Origin of the sequence: Pseudohalioglobus sediminis (assembly GCF_008370495.1) — a bacterium.
GTDB lineage: Bacteria > Pseudomonadota > Gammaproteobacteria > Pseudomonadales > Halieaceae > Halioglobus.
The window spans coordinates 202,089-222,286 of sequence record NZ_VTUX01000005.1 but is presented as its reverse complement, the minus strand read 5'-3'; the positions used below and the strand labels follow the sequence as shown (position 1 = coordinate 222,286).

Sequence of the window (20,198 nt, the reverse complement as noted above, 5' to 3'; positions counted from 1 at the left end):
TATTATTGGGCCTTATCCCAGAGCACCCGCGCAGATCGATAGGTTACTTTCATTTTTGCCTGATCGAGCGGGGTCTTGAAAAAGCCGTGATAGTCACCTCGAGGATTAATTAGTACCACATTGGCACTGTGGTCCACCAGGTAGTTCTCATCCTGCCCCGGGACCTTGCGAAACGGCGTGTTCAGGGCTGTGGCAAAGCGGTGTATATCCAGGAATTCGCCGGTCACACCCACAAAATCAGCGTTGAAAAACGGCACATATTCGGCGAGTTTTTCCACTGTATCGCGTGCCGGATCCACCGACACCATCACCACCTGGGTGTCCTCTGCTTCCGTACCCTCCAGATCCGACATGAACTGGTCGAGGAAGGACATGGTGGTCGGGCAGATATCCGGACAGTAGGTAAATCCGAAGAACACCAGGCTCCATTGGCCTTCAAAGCGAGCGCGATCAAATAGCTTGCCATGGTGGTCTACCAGCTTTATTTCCCCGAAATTTCTCGGCGTTTCCAGCAAATAAAGGCCATTTGCCTTCATTTCAGTCACCGTCATTACTCGCGGTTGCTGGATTCGATAGACGAAACCGGCGACGATGACGGTCATAAACAGCAGGATCAGGGCGACCGTCAGCTTGATATTGCGCGACTGGCTCGCGCGCGGGTCTGTGTTGGCAGTCATAGGGTACTCACCGGAAACAGGTAGTGATCAACCAGCATGACCACGAACAGGGCCATGAGGTAAATGATGGAATACTTGAAGGTCTCCATGGGGGCACCTGGATTCTTTCCACGCATGAGTTCGATTGCCCAGTAGAGAAAGCCACCGCCGAGCACAACGGCGCCAAGCAGGTACAGTGGGCCGCTCATGCGCGTGGCGTACGGTAGCAGGGTGATCAGGAACATGATGATGGTATACAGCAGTATCTGCAGCTTGGTGAATGCCACGCCGTGGGTCACCGGCAGCATGGGTATGCCCACGGCCGCGTATTCTTCACGGCGGTGAATGGCCAGGGCCCAGAAGTGCGGCGGGGTCCAGGCGAAAATTATCAACACCAGGAGGAGGGCGTGCCCGTGGATTTCGCCGGTGACGGCGGTCCAGCCGAGCAGGGGAGGGGCCGCACCAGCGAGCCCGCCAATAACAATATTCTGCGGTGTGGCGCGCTTGAGGAACATGGTGTAAATGAAGGCGTATCCCACCAGCGACGCCAGGGTTAACCAGGCGGTAAGCGAATTGATAAACACCACCAGGATAATCATGCCCAGGCCACCCATCACCAGGGCAAATACCGCCGCATGCGCGTTGCTGACACGACCGGTCGCCACTGGTCGGTTGTGCGTCCGCGTCATTTGCTGGTCCACGCGCTGGTCAACCAGGTGATTCACGGCGGCAGCCGCCCCCGCGCACATGGCAATACCCAGGTTCCCCAGTATCAGGACATCCAGGGGCACCATCCCTGGTACCGCCATGAACATGCCGATGGCGGAGCAGAGAATCATCAGCAACACCACGTTGGGCTTGGTCAGCTCCTTGTAGTCGCGCCAGGTGGCTTTTTCGGTTTGCTGTACATCTGCCATGGCGAAATTACTCACTGGAGTTCTTCAACAGGAACTTGAGGTCGGAGATCACATCCTTGTAATGAATGTCGCCATTGTAGGACATCATCACCCAACCGGCAGGATCAATCAGGAACCAGGTGCTGTCGTCCGCCAGTTGTTCAGGAAACAGGGAAGTATAGCTGCCGGGCGCCAGGGTCAGGGCCAGCAGGCCGCGGTGCTCGATGGCGAGAAACTCGTTGAAACCGGCCGTAGCGGGGCGCTGGTCACTCATTTCCGTTACCGCCAGGCGCGAGTCCGCCGGCGCGCTCTCACTGAGATACAGCCGATCAATACGATTGAATTCCTTGCCCATGGCCATGTGGATCTGCCGGGTGAGATAAAGGTTGCGCTCACAGGCGGTGTCACAGTCGGGGCCAAGGTTGGCCACTGCCAGGGTCCACTTGCGCGGCAGGTCGGCATACTTGATCACCGCGCCTGTATCCTCGCGCAGGGCCACGTCATCCAGCTGTCGCGGCGGCTGGATCAGCGTGCCCTGGTTGGCGGTGCCGAGAGCGCCTACCAGGTCGAGGTCACCATTGATCACGAAATACCATAACCAGGTGGCCGCCAGAATCATGGTCAGCGGTATACCGGCGATCGTCAGAAGGACCAGACGATTGTTCCTGGTCTGCTTGTCATCACTCATAAATCACTCTTGCCAGAACGACTGCCCCGCAGCAGCGCCCAGATGTTGCTGCTCCTAAGCAGGTAAATCAATGCCAGTACGGCGGCCATGGTGAACCACTGCACGGCATAACCAATATGCTTCTCCGGACTGACATTGATTACCTGCCAGTCCACTGCCAGTGTCCCCGCCTGGCCCGCATCGATGCGCACGGGGTAGGGGAACAGGTCTTGCCCTTGCTGACCCAGCGCGACGGCAATTTTATCCATTTCCACGGCCTGAATCTGCTTGGGCCAGCCGGCTGCCAGCGTTTCGTCCGCCAGCAGGTAGGGGTCACCCGGCGCGACATAGACGTGCCCGGTGATACGCACTTCGCCGCCGACTTCCGGGACTTCTGTAGCCCGCTGCCGGCTGGGATCTGCCGGCACCCAGCCCCGGTTCACCAGTGCCGTGCCACCATCCACCAGGTCGAACACAGCGACTACCTGGTTGCCGTACTTACCCTGCCACATGCGGTTATCGAGCAGGAAATACTCACCGGGGCGATAACTGCCGTGCAGTTCGATCGGCCGGTAGGCGAGGGCGGCTGCGGGCTCCTCGCGGAGCACCGACGCAGGGGCAGGTGCGCGGGCCTGCTGCGACTCATAGGCCATGGCCAGCGACCGCTTGTCCTCAGCACGCTGCATCTGCCAGAAGCCGAGGGAGATCAGCAACGGCAGCATCAACAGCGTGAACAGGGTGATGCGCCATTCAAAATCAAATTCCAGACGCCGGGTCATAGACGTCCTTTTGTCGCGAGCCTGCGACCCCGGTCTGGTTTATACTGGGCCCAAGCCCGCGGGTTCAACACCAGAGGTATTCCCTTGTTAAAAGCTTTGATCGTCATCCTGATGCTGGCCCTGGTGGCCAGCCTGGGAAGCGGATTTTACTACCTGATGCTGGATCAGGGGGATAAAACCAAGCGCCGTACCTTTCATTCCCTTGGCGTGCGCCTGACGCTGGCTGTCACCCTTATGGGGCTGATCATTTACGGTGTCGCCAGCGGACAACTGGGCCACCGCAACCCGTGGGATGGCGGGCCCATACCCATGTCTGGCAAAGCACCCGAAAAAGAATAGGCATTGCACTCGCAACCGCGACCCCGCGCTATTCCCGCCGCTGACGAATCATCGCCAGCGATACACTTCCGTTACTCTCCCGGGGTCGGGCGCTAACTGCCCGAATCACCACCCCCAAGACGCGTCATCCCCGCGCAGGCGGGGATCCAGGGTGACTTTCAACGGTCACTGGATCCCCGCCTGCGCGGGGATGACGTTATCGTCTAGCCGTTACCGCTACAGAATATAAACAAACAGGAACAGGAACACCCAGACCACGTCCACAAAGTGCCAGTACCAACTCGACGCTTCGAAACCGAAGTGATCATCTGCGGTGAAATGCCCCTTCAGGCTGCGCATCAGCTGGATCGCCAGCATGGTCATACCCATGAACACGTGGAACCCGTGGAATCCTGTCAGCATGAAGAACGTCGAGCCATAGATGCCGGAGTTCAGCGTCAGGCCGAAGTGCGCATAGGCCTCGTAGTACTCATAAAACTGCACGCAAATGAAGATAAAGCCCAGGGCAACGGTGATGCCAAGCCACAGGTTGAACTTCTTCTTGTTGCCATCGAGGATACCCATATGAGCCAGGTGGCAGGTAAAGCTGGATGACAGCAGGATGATGGTGTTCCAAAGCGGCAACCACTTGTACCAGGCAGCTGCATCAGAAAAAGCCATGGTGGTTTCAGCTGAAGTGAAAGAGCCATTATTGGCAATAGGCTGGCTCGCTGCGCCCCCGACAGCCTCTTGGGGTGTCAGCGCCATGGGCCAGTTGTATTCAAACCCCTCCCAAAGCAACCCGTTCATGCGGCCGCCTTCACCTTCACCAGCAAGCCAGGGGCCTACCAGGGTGCGCACATAAAACAGGGCGCCGAAGAAAGCGAAGAAGAACATCACTTCAGAAAAGATAAACCAGAACATGCCCAGCACGTAGGACTTCTTGAGCTGGGCGCTATTCATGCCGGCGATGTTTTCCCTGATCGCCTGGCGGAACCAGGCAAACAGTACCGCCATAAACCAGAACAGGCCGACGATCAGAATGGTCCATGAACCACTGGTGATGCCGTCACCGAAAGTCTTGTCGTTCATGACGCTGGCGGCGCCAAAAATGGACAGGATCAGGCCAATGGTGGCCATTACTGCCATTTTGCTCTGCTCAGGTACGTAATACTTTTCGTACTCGGTAGAGGTCGGATTACTCATTTTATTTCTCCGTTAGTTCGCAGGCTCCCCCACCTGCGCCTCAGCGTGCGGCTACGCCGCCCACCATATCTGTTACATCAAAAATCGTGTAGGACAGCGTGATCGTGCGGATATCCCGAGGCAGGTCCTGGTCCACGATAAACTGCAGTGGCATCTCCGCTGCGCTGTCACCCTGCAGCGGTTGATGGTTGAAGCAGAAACACTCGGTCTTGTGGAAATACTCTGCAGCCCTGGCCGGAGATACGCTGGGTATCGCCTGCGCAATCATGGCATCAGGTAGCGGGTTGCGGGCGTGGAACACCGTATCGTTTACCGCTCCCGGGTGCACCTTCATCATGGTTACACTGGGGCCGAACTCCCAGGGCATACCTTCGTTGTTGGTAGCTACAAACTGGATCGTGATCTCCCGGCTCTCGTCCACCCCGGCCTGGACCGAGGTGTACGCTTCGCCGGAGGTCTTGCCGTTGATGCCCAGGGCATCGCAAAGCACATCGTACAGCGGCACCATCACCACAAATACGAACGCGAACATGCCCACCGCTACCGTCGCCAGTTTGACGACGGTATCGATGGTCGGGTTTGCGCTAAGCCGGATCACTGTCCTACCTCCTCTCAGGAATGTGCATGCGCCGGATCAATTTTCGGCGGTGTTTCAAAGGTGTGGTAGGGCGCCGGTGTCGGTACCGTCCACTCCAGGCCTTCTGCACCGTCCCATACTTTCTCTTCTGACGTCGGCTTGCCGGACACGATGGTGGCAATCACGTTGTACAGGAACAGTATCTGCGAAGCGCCATAAATGAAGGCGCCGATAGAAGACATCATATTGAAGTCTGCGAACTGCAGGGCGTAATCCGGAATACGGCGCGGCATGCCTGCCAGTCCCACAAAGTGCTGCGGGAAGAAGGTCAGGTTGAAGCCGATGAACGAGATCCAGAAGTGGGTCTTGCCCATGGTCTCGTTATACATGCGGCCACACCACTTCGGCAGCCAGTAGTACACCGCAGCCGTCATGGAGAACACCGCACCCGCAACCATTACATAGTGGAAGTGGGCAACCACGAAGTAGGAATCGTGGTACTGGAAATCAGACGGCGCAATGGACAGCATCAGCCCGGTGAAACCACCGATGGTGAACAGCACCAGGAAGCCCATGCAGAACAGCATTGGCGTCTCGAAGGTCAGGGCGCCACGCCACATGGTAGAAATCCAGTTAAACACTTTCACGCCGGTAGGCACGGCAATCAGCATGGTGGCATACATGAAGAACAGCTCACCCGCGATCGGCATACCCACGGTGTACATGTGGTGTGCCCAGACAATGAATGACAGGAACGCGATCGACGCGGTGGCATAGACCATGGAGTCGTAACCGAACAGCGGCTTGCGCGAGAAGGCCGGGATAATCTGCGAGACCACACCGAATGCGGGCAGGATGATGATGTACACCTCGGGGTGCCCGAAGAACCAGAAAATATGCTGGAACAGTACCGGGTCACCGCCACCCGCCGCGGAGAAGAAGCTGGTGCCGAAGTGAATATCCATCAGCATCATCGTAACCGCCCCGGCCAGCACCGGCATCACTGCAACCAGCAGGAAGGCAGTGATCAACCAGGTCCAGACGAACAGCGGCATCTTCATGTAGGTCATGCCCGGAGCGCGCATGTTCATCACCGTGGCGATGATATTGATAGAGCCCATGATCGAGGACAGACCCAACACGTGGATGCAGAAAATGAAGATGGTCACCGACGGCGGCGCATAGGTGGTGGACAGTGGCGCATAGAAGGTCCAGCCAAAGGCCGGCGCACCGCCTTCCATGAACAGGGTAGAGGCCAGCAGCAGGAACGCAGGTGGCAGAATCCAGAAACTCCAGTTGTTCATGCGTGGCAGGGCCATGTCCGGAGCACCGATCATCATCGGGATCATCCAGTTGGCCAGACCAACGAAGGAGGGCATGATCGCCCCGAATACCATGACCAGGCCGTGCAAGGTGGTCATCTGGTTGAAGAAGGCGGGGTCTACCAGTTGCATGCCGGGCTGGAACAGCTCGGCACGAATGATCATGGCAAAGGCGCCGCCAAGAATAAACATGGCAAACGAGAACCACAGGTACATGGTTCCGATGTCTTTATGGTTGGTGGTGAAAAGCCACCGGCTGATACCCTTCGCAGGGCCGTGATGATGATCTCCCATCGTTAACTCCTCCGATTAGCCTTTCTTGAAGTTGAATACGTCAATGGGCTGTACCATATCGCCCATATTGTTGCCGAAAGCATTGCGTTGGTAAGTGATTACCGCCGCCATATCAACGTCGTTCAACTGTCCGCCGAATGCCTGCATGGCTGTGCCGGGTACGCCGTTCACACCGATATCGAGGTGACCGCCCAGTTCGCCGGTGGCAATAGCACTGCCGGCAATCGCGGTACCCACACCGCCTTCACCGCCGGCGCCGTGGCAGGCAAGGCAATTACGGTCGTAGACCGCCTTGCCGCGCTCCATCAGCTCATCGAGTGTGAAGGTCTGCGCCATCAGCTCTTTGATCTGCGCCGCCTCGGACTGCTTGGTACCCAGCCACTCGTTGTACTCGTCCTTGCTCACCACGTTCACCACGATGGGCATGAAGCCGTGATCCTTGCCACACAGTTCGGCACACTGGCCACGGTAGACACCTTCCACGGTAGTGCGCGTCCAGGCTTCATTGATGAAACCGGGAATGGCATCTTTCTTGACCGCCAGTTCGGGCACCCACCAGGAGTGGATAACATCGTTCGCGGTTACCAGGAAGCGCACCTTGGTATCAGCGGGCAAAACCAGGGGCTCATCCACTTCCAGCAGGTAGTGTTCGCCTTTCTGCTCGGTATTGTAAATTTCGCTCTGGCTGGTGCGCAGGTTACTGAAGAAGCTGACGTTCTCGCCCTGCTCGTTCAGGTACTCGTATTTCCACTTCCACTGGTAGCCGGTGATCAACACGTCCATCTCGGCGTCGTCGTTGTCGTAGATGTCCAGCAGGGTCGACGTGGCTGGAAAAGCCATGCCGATCAGAATGAAGAAGGGGATAATAGTCCAGGCAATCTCCACCTTGGTGCTCTCGTGGAAGGTCGCGGGCTCATGGCCCCTGGACTTGCGGTGGGCGTAAATTGAGTAAAACATCACCCCGAATACGCCGATACCGATGATGGTGCAGATGCCGAGGATGATCATGTGCAGGCTGTAGATTTCCTGGCTGACCTCTGTCACGCCAGGTGACATGTTGACCTGATTGACCTCGCCGCCGGCCGCCAGGGCAACCGCACTTACCAGCATCAGCACAGGACCGAGCGCGAGCCTGAACAGCCGCTTCGCTTCAAAACACATTTCCCGTGTCTCCATTACTTTGTGATTAGATTCCCCACAGCCGGTTTTTTTATCCTCTGGCCCGCTCCCTGCTTTGGACTCTTAATCCAGCAGGAAACGCCCTGATTACCCCGGGTCGGGGAGGGCGCGCGTGCAGACAGGGTATGGATTACCGGCTGACTGTATTTGCCTGGGAGTGCGACAATCCGACGCACCCGACAAAACGCCGAAAGTATAACCGCAGTCATTGACAATTCCCAAGTATTTAGTGCCCACTGGAATGCGCTCACGCCTGTTGTGGCGCGGCCTCTCCGGCATCTCCCTGCCCAGATGATCAATATATGGAAGCCAATAAACAACTGGACCACAAAATCTGGGGCATAGCCTGGCCGGCCATTCTGGCCAATATCTCCATACCTTTATTGGGGCTGGTTGACTCAGCCATACTGGGCCACCTCGATAACAGTGTTTATCTGGGCGCGGTAGCCATCGGCGCGGCGCTGCTCTCCTTCCTCTACTGGGGATTCAGCTTTCTGCGCATGGGTACCACCGGCCTGGTGGCCCGCGCGGAGGGCGCCGGCGACGGGTATGGTTCTGTATTGGTACTCGCGCGGTCGGGAGCCCTGGCGCTGGCTATTGCCGCACTGGTGCTGCTGCTCCACCGGCCCCTGTTGCAGGCGGGACTGGCACTGATGTCGCCAGATGCCTCGTTGCAGGGACTGGCAGCGTCCTACGCCAATATCCGCATTTTCAGCGCACCTGCCGTACTGGTTACCTACACCGTCATCGGGTGGTTTATCGGCAGGCAGAACACGCGTTGGCCGATGCTGATCGTAATCACCACCAATGGCGCCAACATCCTGCTGGATTTCTGGCTGGTCATGGGGCTGGGGCTGAATAGCGACGGCGCGGCCCTGGCCACGGTCATCGCCGAGTACCTGGGCTGCGCCATCGCGCTCTTTGCCGTTTGGCGACAGCTTCCCGTGATTGATACTGCCCTTCTTGTAAGCGACTTAAACAATGTAAGTGCTTACAAACAACTGCTGCAAAGCAACCGCCATCTATTCGTGCGCACTTTGAGCCTGTTGTTCAGCCTGGCCTTTTTTACCGCCCAGAGCGAGAATTTCGGCAGCGAAACCCTGGCCGCCAATACCCTCATGATCCAGCTGCTGATGATGGCCGCCTATGGCATGGATGGCTTTGCCTTCGCCGCGGAGGGCCTGTGCGGACAAAAACTGGGAGCCCGTGACCTGGGCGGATTTTACTTCGCCGTGAGGCGCTGCGCGCTGTGGACACTGCTCGCCGCAGCGCTGATGAGCGCGGCCCTGCTGTTGCTACAGGGGCCGCTGGCAAACCTGCTCACTAGCCTGGATTCTGTTAAGGAACTTATGCTGCGATTCTTCCCGTGGCTGATCATACTGCCACTGGCGGCCGGCCCCAGTTACCTCCTGGACGGCGTTTTTATCGGCGCTTCGGAAACCCGCCACATGATGACTACCATGCTGTGCAGCGTAGTGCTGGTTTACCTGCCCCTGTGGTACGCCACCCAGGGCCTCGGCAACCATGGACTGTGGTTGGCATTTACCGCCTTCAACCTCGCCCGCGGCGTCACCCTGGGCTACTGTTTCGTGCGCCTCAGCCGGAGTCAGCAGTGGCTATCGGCCCGGGGCGAGTGAATACTCCTTGCGCCAGGCCTAGCTAATTCGCCTGTTTGTACTAGCCTGAATTCTAACCCCCAGGGCCCACCAGCCAAGCCGGGCGACAACATGACCATAGCGGGCATCAGGACAGTCATCGACGCCGCACTCGAACACGAGCGCGCAACGGGCGCCTTTCGCCAGCTACTCACCCAGCGCCTGCCAGCCTTACGGGAAAAACTGTTACTGCCAGAGCCCGACCCTGTCGACGCCCTGATGACGTTTGTCGTCAACTACACCGAAAGCGTACCCGGAAGCCTGAACCTGGTGACCGCGGTCAGCAAGCGTCTGGGATTTTTCGACTATGCCGCGCCTTTCCTGCACATGGCAGAGGACTATTTCCTGCGTCCGCCGGACGAGTTGCCAGATGACGGGGGCCTGGAAGCGCTGCTGGATGAATCATTTCTCGCCCATCGCCTGCTGGAGGAAGTAAACGATCACCATATACGCCATCTGCAACGGCCGCTACTGCCGCTGGATATGACGGAAGCCAACCTGATCGTGCACTACCTGCTGGGCGATGACTTTGCCACCCGCCTGGAGCACCTGGTGCAATTTACGGCGGCGCAGCACCTGGAAAAAGAATATGTCTGGTCGCGAGTGAAGGCGCTGCCCGGGGTGGAGTCCAGTGCAACGGCGCTGGTCTCGAGCCACTCGCTGACCGACGCCAACACGGCCATCCGGTTGCGCCTCGCCTCCTAGTCTTCCTTTTTACGGGGGTCGATCAAGGTTACCGTTTCTGCCGGGGTTTCTACACGGCGCGCTGCGGCACGGCTGACGCGCGTCGGCAACTCCTGCACGCCCCCGTCTTGCGGGCGCGCCTCACTGAAGTCACAGGCGACACATTCTCTGGTCTGGGTATCCATGTCGACGATAATCTTGTCCATCTCACCACAACGGGGACAGACAGCACCGGCGATAAACCGGCGGCGGTTTGCGGGGGGGCTTTTCATGGTCATCCGAGCTGGTCACTGGTGAACAGGATGGCTATTGTAGCAGCCTGATCTGGCATGGAGAGAAATACGTGAAGCACTACACAAAAGGCAGCCTGCGCTCCTTCGGCGCCAGCACACCACGGCTAGGTGAGCGCGTGCTGATCGACCCCAGTGCGGTGGTGCTGGGCGATGTCACCCTGGCTGACGATGTTTCCATCTGGCCACAGGTTGCCGTACGCGGCGACATGCACTGCATCACGGTAGGAGCGCGCACCAGCGTGCAGGACAACAGCGTACTGCATATTACCCACGCCGGACCCTACAACCCGGAAGGCTACCCCCTGCACATTGGCGCTGATGTCACCATCGGGCACGGTGCAATGCTGCATGGCTGTACGGTAGGGGACCGGGTGCTGGTGGGTATGGGCGCAATTGTAATGGACGGTGCCGTGGTAGAAAGTGATGTTGTTATCGCCGCGGGTGCCCTGGTGACGCCCGGCAAGCGCCTTCGCAGCGGCTACTTATACGCGGGCAGTCCCGTGCGGGAGCGACGTGAGCTGAGCCAGAAAGAGATGGATTATTTCACCTACGTAGCCGGCAACTACGTAAAACTCAAAGACCAGCATATAGCGGAACTGGAGCGTGACAGCTGACCCTGGCGCAGCTACCAGGCGTAGCGGGGCGTTATCAGGCCGACTCCATCGACTGGCGAATCCGGGCAATAACCGACTGCGTTTCCGGCCGTTGCCCACGCCAGATATAAAACGATTGCGCGGCCTGTTCTACCAGCATGCCGAGCCCATCCGACACAGCCCAGGCAGCGTGGTGGGCAGCCCAGCGCATAAAAGGGGTGGGTTCAGGGCCGTACACCATGTCGTAGCAACAACTGCGCTCGGTCAGCACAGAGCTGGGCAGGTCGGGCAGTTCCCCGGCGAGTCCGGCACCGCTGGCGTTAATCACCAGGTCAAACTGGCGCGCGCCGATAATCCCGTAGCCACCGCCCTCCACCGGACCCAGGTCTGAAAAAACCGTCGCCAGTTGCTCCGCGCGCGCCGCCGTGCGATTAACAATCACCAACAAGCCGGGGCGCTCACGCAACAATGGTTCCAGCACCCCTCGCACCGCGCCGCCAGCGCCGATAATCAGCACCTGTCGCCCCTGCACCATCCAGCCGAGGTTGGCCACCATGTCCCTGACCAGCCCGACACCATCAGTGGTGTCACCTTCGATAACGCCGTCGTCCGCCAGGGTGAGGGTATTCACCGCTCCCGCGCGCTGGGCGCGCTCGCTGAGCCGCCCGGCAAAACGGAACGCATCTTCCTTAAAGGGCATGGTGATATTGAGGCCCTTGCCGCCGCCGGCGAAAAAATTACTCGCCGCACGTTCAAAATCGCCGGTTTCCACGCGCACTGCGCGGTATTGCATCGACTGCCCACACTGGCTGGCAAACGCGGCATGAATCGCCGGTGATTTGCTGTGCTTGATGGGGTTTCCAAATACAGCGTACTTGTCCTGGCTGGTCACACTCAGGCCTCGGCCAACCAGTCACGGTCTTGCAGGTAGTACTCCGTCAACTCGGCTTCCGCCGTGCCCGAATCCGGTTGGTAGTCGTAATCCCAGCGCACCAGCGGTGGCAGGGACATCAGGATGGCTTCGGTGCGCCCGCCCGACTGCAGTCCGAACAGGGTACCGCGGTCAAACACCAGGTTGAATTCAACATAGCGACCGCGGCGGTAAAGCTGGAACTGGCGCTCGCGGTCACCGTAGGCGGTGTCTTTACGCCGGGCGACGATAGGGCGATAGGCATCGATATAGGAATCGCCCACCGCCCGCATGAATGCGAATGAGGTGTCAAAATCCCATTCGTTGAGGTCGTCAAAAAACAGGCCGCCAATGCCGCGCGGTTCCTGCCGGTGCTTAAGGTGGAAATAGTCGTCACACCAGGCCTTGAACCGGGGATAGACCTCCTCACCAAATGGGGCACAGGCGTCCCTGGCCACACGGTGCCAGTGCACGCAATCCTCGCGGTTGCCGTAGTAGGGCGTGAGGTCGTAGCCACCACCGAACCACCAGATGGGCGCTGCACCTTCTTTCTCTGCCACGAACAGTCGCACATTGGCGTGCGAGGTCGGCACGTAAGGGTTGCGCGGGTGAATGACCAGCGACACACCCATGGCCTGGTAACTGCGCCCGGCCAGTTCCGGGCGCGACGCGCTGGCAGAGGGGGGCAGGTTGGCGCCCATCACGTGAGAAAAATTCACCCCCGCTTTTTCGAACACGGCGCCGTCGCTCAGCACGCGGCTGCGGCCACCGCCGCCCTCTTCACGCTGCCATTCGTCGACAATGAAGTCTGCGCCACCGTCTTCGGCGGCGAGCGCTGTACAAATAGAGTCCTGGAGTTGTAGAAGGTAGGATTTGACCTGGTCGATCTGCATGCCGCTGCCTGTTTCATTCTCGGAGCGGCAGCATTATACGCACTCGCGCAGGCTAACAATAGGCGCTCAGGCGCGAATGACGCGCCCCGTCTTCAGGTCCCGAATCTGGCTCGGGCGGCCGGCGGCGCCCACGGCTCCGGGCAGCAGGCCATCGAGTTCACCGCCGAAATAACGCAGCACCTGAAACCCGCAGCGAGCGGGTTGCGCACCGGCCGGGTTCGCCGAAGTGGAGACCAGGGGCCCGCCGAAAGCCCGGCAAAGCGAACGTACCACAGGGTGGCTGCTCACCCTCACCGCAACGGTATCGAAGGCGCCATGAATCCACGGCTGGACACGGTTCCGGTGCGGCACCAGCCAGGTGTTGGGGCCCGGCCAGGAATCGTCAAGCAACTGCCGCTGGTCAGCGGGCAATTCGGAAATCAGGAACCCCAACTGGCTCACGCTGGCAGCAACCAGGATCAGGCCTTTCTCCACCGGACGCCCCTTGAGCTGCAGCACGCGTGCAACAGCCTCATCGTTCTCGGGATCGCAGGACAAACCCCACACCGCTTCCGTGGGACAGGCAACCACACCCCCTGCCTGCAGGGCGCTGGCGGCCGCGCGCAAACGCAAACTGGATGGTTGGTAGGCCAGGGCAAGTTCTCCTCAGGTGGCGATGCTGGCTGCTGCCGGGTCAGCGCGAATGTATACAAAGCCCCCGGGCTTGGCAAGCTGGGTTGCGCTAGCGGGTGCGGGCATAGCCGCCGGGACAACGGGCTACCAGGCCGCGCATTTCCAGCGCGGATAACTGCGCCAGCAGCTCTCCCGCCGCCACGCCGCTGGCGGCGACCAACTGGTCCACACTAACAGCCTCGTACCCGACATAGTCCAGTATCTGCGGCTGGTCCGCAGCGGGTTCCTCGTCCCCGGCCGACTCCAGCGACAATGACAATTGCAGATCGTACAGGGACTGCAGTTCTTCCAGGATGTCTTCCACACTGAGCACCATCTTGGCGCCGTCACGAATCAGCTGCAGGCACCCCGCGCCCCCCTTGTGGGCGACCGACCAGGGCAGGGCAAATACCTCCCGGCCCTGTTGCGCGCCCGTATTGGCAGTAATCAGGGAACCGCTTGGCAGCGCGGCCTCCACCACCAGCACGCCTAGGGAAAGCCCACTGATGATGCGATTGCGCTGCGGAAAGTTGGCTGGCAGGGCGGGCATACCCGGCGGAAATTCGCTGACCAGGCAGCCCCGCGCGGCAACGTCTTCCCCCAGTGACCGGTGCCGCCGTGGATAGAGCTGGTCAATGCCGGTACCCAGCACCGCAATGGTCGGCCCGCCCACCGCCAGCGCCCCCTGGTGGGCGGCGCCGTCAATTCCCAGTGCCAGGCCGCTGCAAACTCCCAGTCCGGCGCGGGCGAGGGCACTGGCAATCTCCCGCGCCAGCTTCAGGCCGACCGCGGTGGCGCGCCGCGCGCCCACCATAGCCAGCTGCGGCCTTTGCAGCAGCGAGGGGTCGCCGCGCACGTATAGCCGTTGCGGGGGATCATTTATGGTTTTCAGGAGCGGCGGATAGCGGGGGTCCGCAAGGGGAATAACATCAGCGCCGACTGCCTCCAGGGCAGCCTGTATATCGGCAACACTCATACATCATCCTTGACGTGGTGTCCGTGGGTTGCCGTCCGGGGCGACAGCAGGGCTGCCGCGCACCCGCACGGTATCGCTTCCTGCGATACCGTATTAGTGAATCAGGGGTTCTTGACCTTGTCGAGCACCTTTAACGGCCTATTTGACTTCAAAACCAGCGCGTAACTCGCCTTCTCGAAGGACTCAAATACCATCGCCAGGCCGGCGCGGACATCAGGCAACAACACGTTTTCCTGGGCCACCTGGTCGAACACCAGCTCACCTGACTGGTAGATAGCCAGCACATGGCCTACTTCCACACCATCACGCAGGCCCTTGTTGAGCACCACGATGTCGGTGGTACCGATCTGGGTGACACCGCCGTCGACAGCAATCATAAAGCCATCTTCAATCTCGACTTCCGGGGCACGTGGATGGAAGGTGGCATCGATCACGCGCTCATCCATTGGCAGCAGGCGATCCGTGACCCGTACTTCCTCGGTGACACGGTTGATCTCCAGCTCGGTTACCTTGGCCTTGTTGGAGCTGAGCAGCTTGGCGTTGCCGATATCCTGGGCCTGGTAACCCAGCAGCTCTTCGGTGATCGGGTCGCGGTAGGTGTCACCGGCGCGGTAAATGCCGTAGGTGCGCTCACCATCGGGGAAGGGTCCGCGGCCATAGACAATGTCGCCCGGGGCGCTGATCAGGTGGCCTTTGTCTCCGGAGACAATATAGGCAGAGTTGTTAATGTCATCCGCAGCCAGGATGCGGTGGCGCAACAGGAATGCCCCGATCTGGTCCAGCGGGATAAGCGGTATCGCCAGGTCAAGGGGTGTCACGCGCATGCTGGGATCAAGCTTGACGTCACGGCCACGACGCAAGCGCAGGCGTGGCTGGCCGTCCACCCAGACCAGGTACAGTTCATCACCGGGATAAATCAGGTGCGGGTTGTCTATCTGGGGGTTCACGTCCCACAGTTCAGGCCACAGCCAGGGCTCCTGCAAGTACATCCCGGAGATGCCCCAGAGGGTGTCGCCCTTCTGGACGATATATGTCTCGGGTACGTCTTCCTTGAGTGCCACCGCTGCCTGGAGGCATGCGCTGAACACCAGCGAAGCCCAAAGCAACCCGATAGAAAGTGACCTTATTTTCATTTTTCCGTCCCTGCCTGGCCATTTTTATGCGCTGCCGGCTATCTACCCGATACCGACACAAACACCCCAGTGGGCCGGCTTTAACCCGCTGGCGATGCCTGTCTGGGACAATCACCCGGGCGGCAAGCCTGCAAGCCACCACTGGGCACCCCTTATTCCCAGACAGTATAATAGCCTACAGTGTGCTGCCGCGATCTGCCGCTGGCAAGCCAAAAAGTTACTTTTCCCGCACCTGGTGGCGGCCCCTGAAACTTCTTAAAAGAGCACCGTACGACATGGCTGTACTGGACATACTGGAATTCCCCGACCCCCGGTTGCGCACCGTGGCCAAACCCGTGGCCACGGTGACAGACGCGCACCGCGCGCTCATCGATGACATGTTTGAAACCATGTACGCAGCACCCGGTATCGGCCTCGCAGCCACACAGGTCAATGTGCACGAACGCATTCTGGTGATCGACATCTCTGAACAGCACGACGAGCCGCGCGTGTTCATCAATCCGGAAGTGGAAGTGCTGGATCCGGAACTGGGGCAATACGACGAGGGCTGCCTTTCCGTGCCGGGCTTCTATGAGACAGTTGAGCGCCCCCAGCGTATCCGCGTGACCTCACTGGACCGGGCAGGGGAGAGCCGCACCGAGGAACTGGACGGCCTGCTGGCGATCTGCCTGCAACACGAGATCGATCATCTCGACGGGAAACTGTTCGTCGATTACCTGTCCCCCCTGAAGCGCAATCGTATTCGCAAGAAGCTGGAGAAAGACCAGCGCCGCAGAGCCTGATTCGCGATGCCACTAAAACTCATCTTCGCCGGCACACCCCACTTTGCCGCCACACATCTCAGCGCTCTCATTGATAGTGAGCACCAACTAGTCGGCGTCTACACGCAGCCCGACAGGCCCGCTGGCCGGGGCAAGAAACTGCAGGCCAGCCCGGTAAAGGTCATGGCGGAAGCGGCCGGCATCCCGGTATTGCAACCCGCCTCCCTGCGCGATACCGAAGCCCAGAAAGAGCTGGCCGCACTGCAGGCCGATGCACTGGTGGTCGTGGCCTATGGCCTGATCCTGCCCGCGGCCGTGCTGCAGGCGCCCCGCCTCGGGTGTATCAATGTCCACGCCTCCCTGCTGCCGCGCTGGCGCGGGGCTGCGCCGATACAACGAGCGATTGAAGCGGGTGACAGCGAATCCGGCATTACCATCATGCAGATGGATGAGGGCCTGGATACCGGAGACATGCTGGCCAGCGCGCGCTGCGAAATCGCACCGCAAACAACCAGCGCCAGCCTGCATGATACCCTGGCCGAGCTGGGCGCACCGCTGCTGTGCGAGGTACTCGCGGACCTGCCCGGCTGGCAGGCGCGGGCAGTACAGCAGGATGACGACGCGGCCACCTATGCCGACAAGATACTCAAATCAGAGGCCGCCGTAGACTGGAGCCGACCCGCAGTGGAACTGGACCGCTGTATCCGCGCCTTCAACCCTTTCCCGATCTGTTTCACCCACCTGCAGGACAAACGCGTCAAGATCTGGCGCGCCCGGCCCGCCGGCACCGCGCCGCTACCCGAACCACCCGGCACCATTCTGCAAGCCGGGCGCGACGGCATTCTGGTTAGCTGTGGCGAAGGCCAGCTACTCATCGAGCAGCTGCAACTGCCGGGGTCGAGACCAATGGAGGTCGCCGAAGTCCTCAACGGCAATGCCGACATGCTCACCCCCGGCACCCGCTTCGCCTCCCCGGTAAGCGCTGAATAATGGCGCTGGATACCCGCGCCGCCGCCGCCCGCCTGCTGGCCGAAGTCATGGCAGGCAAGTCACTGAACCAGGTACTGCCAGCCGCGCTGGACACGGTGGCAGCGCGTGATCGCGGCCTGCTGCAACAGCTGTGCTACGGAACCCTGCGCCAGGCACCCCGGTTGCAGGCCATACTGCGCCAGTTGCTGGACAAGCCACTGCGCGACAAGGACCGGGATGTACAGGGCCTGTTGTTGTGCGGCCTGTACCAGCTGGAAGACACACGCATACCGGATCACGCTGCCGTCTCGGCGACAGTAGCCGCCACCCGTGCGCTGAAAAAACCCTGGAGCAAGGGTTTGTGTAACGCGGTGTTGCGCCGCTTCCTGCGCGAACGGGACGAGCTGGTTGCCGGGCTTGACGAGGCCGCCCGTGCAGCCCACCCGGCGTGGCTGTATCGCGCTATCGGCACGCAATGGCCAGCACACCAGCAGCAGATCATTGCCGCGAACAACAGCCAGCCGCCGCTGACACTGCGTGTAAACAGCAGGCAAATCCAGCGCGAGGCCTACCTGCAATTACTGGCGGAGAAGGGTATTGAGGCCCAGGCCGGGGCGCTGTCTGCCGAGGCGGTGTACCTGCACAGGCCGATGGATGTGGCAGACATCCCGGGTTTCGGCGAAGGCCTGGCCAGCGTGCAGGACGAAGCCGCGCAGCTGGCGGCTTCCCTGCTGCCGGTGCGCCCGGGGGACCGCGTACTCGACGCCTGTGCCGCCCCGGGGGGCAAGACCTGCCATTTACTGGAGCGCTATCCTGAAGTCGGCGAAGTGGTCGCTGCGGACGTGGATGCCACGCGTTTGCAGCGCGTGCAGGAAAACCTGCAGCGACTGTCGCTGCAGGCTGAACTGCTGACCATGGACGCCGCAAGCCCGATCGCAGACCTGCCCCACGCGGGCTTTGACCATGTGCTGGTTGACGCGCCATGCAGTGCCAGTGGTGTGATCCGGCGCCATCCCGATATCAAGCTGCTGCGGCGGAAACAGGATATTGCGGCCATGGGCGCGCAGCAGGTGGACATCCTGCACGGTCTCTGGCCGCTGCTGAAACCCGGCGGCCTGCTGCTGTACGTGACCTGTTCCATACTCGAACTGGAAAACAGCGAAGCCATCGCGACCTTCCTCGGCCAGCGCGATGACGCCCTGCTGCTGGATACCGATGCGCCCTGGGGCGAGAAAGTCCGCTGCGGCAGACAGCTGCTGCCCCGCGAGGGCGGCCCCGACGGACTGTTTTTTGCCCGCCTGCAGAAACGCTGACCGGGACCGTGCTTTGTGCACTATTCCCTGCGGCGGCCCTTACAATGTGCAGGGCTTTTCTTTATTGTTTCCCGATAGTTAGCTGAGCCCGCAAGCAATGAAGATCATAATTCTGGGAGCCGGCCAGGTCGGTGGCACACTGGCCGAGCACCTGGCCAATGAGCAGAACGATATTATTGTCGTCGACACCGACGGCAGCAAACTGCGGGCCCTCCAGGACCGGCTGGATATCGGCACTGTGGCCGGTGGCGCCTCCCACCCCAACACCCTGTTCAAGGCCGGCGCCGAAGACGCCGACATGCTCATCGCGGTAACCAACTCCGATGAGATCAACATGATGGCCTGCCAGGTTGCCCACACCCTGTTCAACACACCCACGAAGATTTCGCGCGTGCGCTCGCCCAACTACCTTGCCCACCAGGAGCAGCTGTTCAACCGCGATCATGTCCCGGTGGATGTAATCATCGGCCCGGAGCAACTGGTCACCAAGAATATTGAGCAGTTGATCGCCAACCCCGGTGCACTGCAGGTCCTGGACTTCGCGGAGGGGCGGGTACAGCTGGTCGCGGTGCGGGCCTACCACGGCGGTCCCATCGTGGGGCATGAACTGCAGGAAATCCGCACGCATATGCCCAAGGTGGACACCCGGGTCGCGGCTATCTTCCGCCAGGATCGCCCGATCATCCCCGAAGGCGACACCGTGGTCGAAGTAGACGACGAGGTGTTCTTCATTGCCGCCAGGGAGAATATACGCGCGGTGATGTCCGAACTGCGCCGCGTCGACAAGCCCTACAAGCGGGTCATGATCGCCGGCGGCGGCAACATCGGCGCCACGCTGGCGCAATCGATAGAAAGCAAGTACCAGGTCAAGGTGATCGAGCAATCCTACAAGCGCTGCCGCATCCTGTCGGAACGGCTGCGCCACACCATTGTCCTGAATGGCAGCGCCTCTGAACCACAGCTGCTGGCGCAGGAGAACATCGAAGCCAACGACGTGTTCTGTGCCCTGACCAATAACGATGAATCCAACATCATGATGTCGATGCTGGCCAAGCGCATGGGCGCCAAGAAAGTGATCACGCTGATTACCAATCCGGCCTACGCCGAACTGGTTGGTGATGAAATCGATATCGCGATCTCCCCACAGCAGATCACCATCGGCAGCCTGCTGACACATGTGCGCAAAGGCGACATCAGCAATGTGCACTCACTGCGCCGGGGCGCGGCGGAGGCTATCGAGGTCACCGCCCACGGCGACCCCCATTCCTCCAAAGTGGTGGGGCGACGATTGGATGAAATCACCCTGCCGGACGGCGTGACCATTGGTGCCATCGTGCGCGGGGAAGAGGTGCTCATCGCCCACAGCCACGTCGTGGTGGAGACCGACGACCACGTTATCCTGTTCCTGGTGGACCAGCGCAAGATCAACGCGGTGGAAAAACTCTTCGCCGTGGGCTTCGGGTTCTTCTGATC

Annotated in this window: 22 protein-coding genes; 8 read left to right on the top strand and 14 right to left on the bottom strand. The window is 60.2% G+C overall.

Annotation, left to right across the window (positions count from 1 at the left end; all coding sequences use genetic code 11):
* Positions 1 to 2 precede the first annotated feature (2 nt).
* Genes F0M18_RS12305 through F0M18_RS12290 form a run of 4 tightly spaced genes read right to left on the bottom strand, consistent with a single transcriptional unit; the run spans position 3 to position 2,998 of the window.
* Positions 3 to 677 (bottom strand): SCO family protein, encoded by a 675-nt coding sequence (locus F0M18_RS12305; RefSeq protein ID WP_149611741.1) that lies wholly within the window; start codon positions 675 to 677, stop codon positions 3 to 5.
* Complete coding sequence (cyoE, locus tag F0M18_RS12300) at positions 674 to 1,573, bottom strand: heme o synthase (protein ID WP_149611821.1); 900 nt, start codon at positions 1,571 to 1,573, stop codon at positions 674 to 676. Before cyoE ends, F0M18_RS12305 begins: the two co-directional genes overlap by 4 nt.
* 7 nt (positions 1,574 to 1,580) lie before the next feature.
* Positions 1,581 to 2,240: a hypothetical protein gene (locus F0M18_RS12295; protein ID WP_149611740.1), complete on the bottom strand. Its 660-nt coding sequence runs from the start codon at positions 2,238 to 2,240 to the stop codon at positions 1,581 to 1,583.
* Positions 2,237 to 2,998 (bottom strand): SURF1 family protein, encoded by a 762-nt coding sequence (locus tag F0M18_RS12290; protein WP_149611739.1) that lies wholly within the window; start codon positions 2,996 to 2,998, stop codon positions 2,237 to 2,239. The genes F0M18_RS12295 and F0M18_RS12290 overlap by 4 nt, the downstream gene beginning before the upstream one ends.
* 84 nt (positions 2,999 to 3,082) lie before the next feature.
* Between F0M18_RS12290 and F0M18_RS12285 the strand changes: the two genes are divergently transcribed.
* Entirely contained in the window at positions 3,083 to 3,337 is a 255-nt protein-coding gene (locus tag F0M18_RS12285) for a DUF2909 domain-containing protein (RefSeq protein WP_149611738.1), read from the top strand.
* Between the two features lie 216 nt (positions 3,338 to 3,553).
* Here the strand turns inward: F0M18_RS12285 and F0M18_RS12280 are convergent, their stop codons facing one another.
* The 4 genes from F0M18_RS12280 to coxB are packed head-to-tail and all read right to left on the bottom strand — an operon-like array spanning position 3,554 to position 7,876.
* Positions 3,554 to 4,522 (bottom strand): cytochrome c oxidase subunit 3, encoded by a 969-nt coding sequence (locus F0M18_RS12280; RefSeq protein WP_149611737.1) that lies wholly within the window; start codon positions 4,520 to 4,522, stop codon positions 3,554 to 3,556.
* A 40-nt stretch (positions 4,523 to 4,562) separates the two neighbouring features.
* Positions 4,563 to 5,120 (bottom strand): cytochrome c oxidase assembly protein, encoded by a 558-nt coding sequence (locus tag F0M18_RS12275; protein WP_149611736.1) that lies wholly within the window; start codon positions 5,118 to 5,120, stop codon positions 4,563 to 4,565.
* Between the two features lie 14 nt (positions 5,121 to 5,134).
* On the bottom strand, positions 5,135 to 6,715 hold the full coding sequence (gene ctaD / locus F0M18_RS12270; protein WP_149611735.1) for a cytochrome c oxidase subunit I: 1,581 nt from the start codon (positions 6,713 to 6,715) through the stop codon (positions 5,135 to 5,137).
* Between the two features lie 15 nt (positions 6,716 to 6,730).
* Entirely contained in the window at positions 6,731 to 7,876 is a 1,146-nt protein-coding gene (coxB, locus tag F0M18_RS12265; RefSeq protein WP_149611734.1) for a cytochrome c oxidase subunit II, read from the bottom strand.
* Positions 7,877 to 8,196: 320 nt separating this feature from the next.
* Between coxB and F0M18_RS12260 the strand changes: the two genes are divergently transcribed.
* The gene (locus tag F0M18_RS12260) at positions 8,197 to 9,531 is read left to right on the top strand and encodes an MATE family efflux transporter (RefSeq protein ID WP_149611733.1); all 1,335 of its coding nucleotides are present in this window, start codon (positions 8,197 to 8,199) and stop codon (positions 9,529 to 9,531) included.
* Between the two features lie 90 nt (positions 9,532 to 9,621).
* Positions 9,622 to 10,254, top strand: coding sequence for a hypothetical protein (locus F0M18_RS12255; protein ID WP_149611732.1), 633 nt, complete (start codon positions 9,622 to 9,624; stop codon positions 10,252 to 10,254).
* Here F0M18_RS12255 and F0M18_RS12250 read toward each other — a convergent pair.
* On the bottom strand, positions 10,251 to 10,505 hold the full coding sequence (locus F0M18_RS12250; protein ID WP_149611731.1) for a YheV family putative zinc ribbon protein: 255 nt from the start codon (positions 10,503 to 10,505) through the stop codon (positions 10,251 to 10,253). The genes F0M18_RS12255 and F0M18_RS12250 overlap by 4 nt on opposite strands.
* A 71-nt stretch (positions 10,506 to 10,576) precedes the next feature.
* Between F0M18_RS12250 and F0M18_RS12245 the strand changes: the two genes are divergently transcribed.
* Entirely contained in the window at positions 10,577 to 11,140 is a 564-nt protein-coding gene (locus tag F0M18_RS12245; RefSeq protein ID WP_149611730.1) for a gamma carbonic anhydrase family protein, read from the top strand.
* Between the two features lie 34 nt (positions 11,141 to 11,174).
* On the opposite strand, the gene aroE is transcribed toward F0M18_RS12245, so the two are convergent.
* The 5 genes from aroE to F0M18_RS12220 form a co-directional block, all read right to left on the bottom strand.
* Positions 11,175 to 12,011 (bottom strand): shikimate dehydrogenase, encoded by an 837-nt coding sequence (gene aroE, locus F0M18_RS12240; protein WP_149611729.1) that lies wholly within the window; start codon positions 12,009 to 12,011, stop codon positions 11,175 to 11,177.
* Between the two features lie 2 nt (positions 12,012 to 12,013).
* Positions 12,014 to 12,922, bottom strand: a complete 909-nt coding sequence (hemF, locus tag F0M18_RS12235) for an oxygen-dependent coproporphyrinogen oxidase (protein ID WP_149611728.1) — start codon at positions 12,920 to 12,922, stop codon at positions 12,014 to 12,016.
* Between the two features lie 66 nt (positions 12,923 to 12,988).
* Complete coding sequence (locus tag F0M18_RS12230; RefSeq protein WP_262500940.1) at positions 12,989 to 13,528, bottom strand: L-threonylcarbamoyladenylate synthase; 540 nt, start codon at positions 13,526 to 13,528, stop codon at positions 12,989 to 12,991.
* A gap of 115 nt (positions 13,529 to 13,643) precedes the next feature.
* Positions 13,644 to 14,549: a DNA-processing protein DprA gene (gene dprA, locus F0M18_RS12225; RefSeq protein WP_149611726.1), complete on the bottom strand. Its 906-nt coding sequence runs from the start codon at positions 14,547 to 14,549 to the stop codon at positions 13,644 to 13,646.
* Positions 14,550 to 14,650: 101 nt separating this feature from the next.
* The gene (locus F0M18_RS12220; RefSeq protein ID WP_149611725.1) at positions 14,651 to 15,682 is read right to left on the bottom strand and encodes a LysM peptidoglycan-binding domain-containing protein; all 1,032 of its coding nucleotides are present in this window, start codon (positions 15,680 to 15,682) and stop codon (positions 14,651 to 14,653) included.
* A gap of 275 nt (positions 15,683 to 15,957) precedes the next feature.
* Between F0M18_RS12220 and def the strand changes: the two genes are divergently transcribed.
* The 4 genes from def (at position 15,958) to trkA (ending at position 20,196) form a co-directional block, all read left to right on the top strand.
* Complete coding sequence (gene def / locus F0M18_RS12215; protein WP_149611724.1) at positions 15,958 to 16,464, top strand: peptide deformylase; 507 nt, start codon at positions 15,958 to 15,960, stop codon at positions 16,462 to 16,464.
* A gap of 6 nt (positions 16,465 to 16,470) precedes the next feature.
* Positions 16,471 to 17,433 carry a methionyl-tRNA formyltransferase gene (gene fmt, locus F0M18_RS12210; RefSeq protein WP_149611723.1) on the top strand — a complete coding sequence of 321 codons (963 nt, stop codon included), beginning with the start codon at positions 16,471 to 16,473 and terminating at the stop codon, positions 17,431 to 17,433.
* Positions 17,433 to 18,725, top strand: a complete 1,293-nt coding sequence (rsmB, locus tag F0M18_RS12205; RefSeq protein ID WP_149611722.1) for a 16S rRNA (cytosine(967)-C(5))-methyltransferase RsmB — start codon at positions 17,433 to 17,435, stop codon at positions 18,723 to 18,725. Before fmt ends, rsmB begins: the two co-directional genes overlap by 1 nt.
* A 97-nt stretch (positions 18,726 to 18,822) precedes the next feature.
* A complete protein-coding gene (trkA, locus tag F0M18_RS12200; RefSeq protein WP_149611721.1) occupies positions 18,823 to 20,196 on the top strand; it encodes a Trk system potassium transporter TrkA in 1,374 nt (457 codons plus the stop codon).
* The last annotated feature ends 2 nt before the right edge of the window (positions 20,197 to 20,198 follow it).

Excerpts from the sequence above, each read along its gene's own strand:
- dprA (WP_149611726.1), bottom strand. The coding sequence starts at position 14,549 with ATGAGTGTTGCCGATATACAGGCTGCCCTGGAGGCAGTCGGCGCTGAT.
- coxB (WP_149611734.1), bottom strand. The coding sequence starts at position 7,876 with ATGTGTTTTGAAGCGAAGCGGCTGTTCAGGCTCGCGCTCGGTCCTGTG.
- rsmB (WP_149611722.1), top strand. The coding sequence starts at position 17,433 with ATGGCGCTGGATACCCGCGCCGCCGCCGCCCGCCTGCTGGCCGAAGTC.
- ctaD (WP_149611735.1), bottom strand. The coding sequence starts at position 6,715 with ATGGGAGATCATCATCACGGCCCTGCGAAGGGTATCAGCCGGTGGCTT.
- cyoE (WP_149611821.1), bottom strand. The coding sequence starts at position 1,573 with ATGGCAGATGTACAGCAAACCGAAAAAGCCACCTGGCGCGACTACAAG.
- F0M18_RS12250 (WP_149611731.1), bottom strand. The coding sequence starts at position 10,505 with ATGAAAAGCCCCCCCGCAAACCGCCGCCGGTTTATCGCCGGTGCTGTC.
- F0M18_RS12295 (WP_149611740.1), bottom strand. The coding sequence starts at position 2,240 with ATGAGTGATGACAAGCAGACCAGGAACAATCGTCTGGTCCTTCTGACG.
- def (WP_149611724.1), top strand. The coding sequence starts at position 15,958 with ATGGCTGTACTGGACATACTGGAATTCCCCGACCCCCGGTTGCGCACC.
- F0M18_RS12260 (WP_149611733.1), top strand. The coding sequence starts at position 8,197 with ATGGAAGCCAATAAACAACTGGACCACAAAATCTGGGGCATAGCCTGG.
- trkA (WP_149611721.1), top strand. The coding sequence starts at position 18,823 with ATGAAGATCATAATTCTGGGAGCCGGCCAGGTCGGTGGCACACTGGCC.
- F0M18_RS12220 (WP_149611725.1), bottom strand. The coding sequence starts at position 15,682 with ATGAAAATAAGGTCACTTTCTATCGGGTTGCTTTGGGCTTCGCTGGTG.
- F0M18_RS12290 (WP_149611739.1), bottom strand. The coding sequence starts at position 2,998 with ATGACCCGGCGTCTGGAATTTGATTTTGAATGGCGCATCACCCTGTTC.
- hemF (WP_149611728.1), bottom strand. The coding sequence starts at position 12,922 with ATGCAGATCGACCAGGTCAAATCCTACCTTCTACAACTCCAGGACTCT.
- F0M18_RS12255 (WP_149611732.1), top strand. The coding sequence starts at position 9,622 with ATGACCATAGCGGGCATCAGGACAGTCATCGACGCCGCACTCGAACAC.
- F0M18_RS12305 (WP_149611741.1), bottom strand. The coding sequence starts at position 677 with ATGACTGCCAACACAGACCCGCGCGCGAGCCAGTCGCGCAATATCAAG.
- F0M18_RS12280 (WP_149611737.1), bottom strand. The coding sequence starts at position 4,522 with ATGAGTAATCCGACCTCTACCGAGTACGAAAAGTATTACGTACCTGAG.
- fmt (WP_149611723.1), top strand. The coding sequence starts at position 16,471 with ATGCCACTAAAACTCATCTTCGCCGGCACACCCCACTTTGCCGCCACA.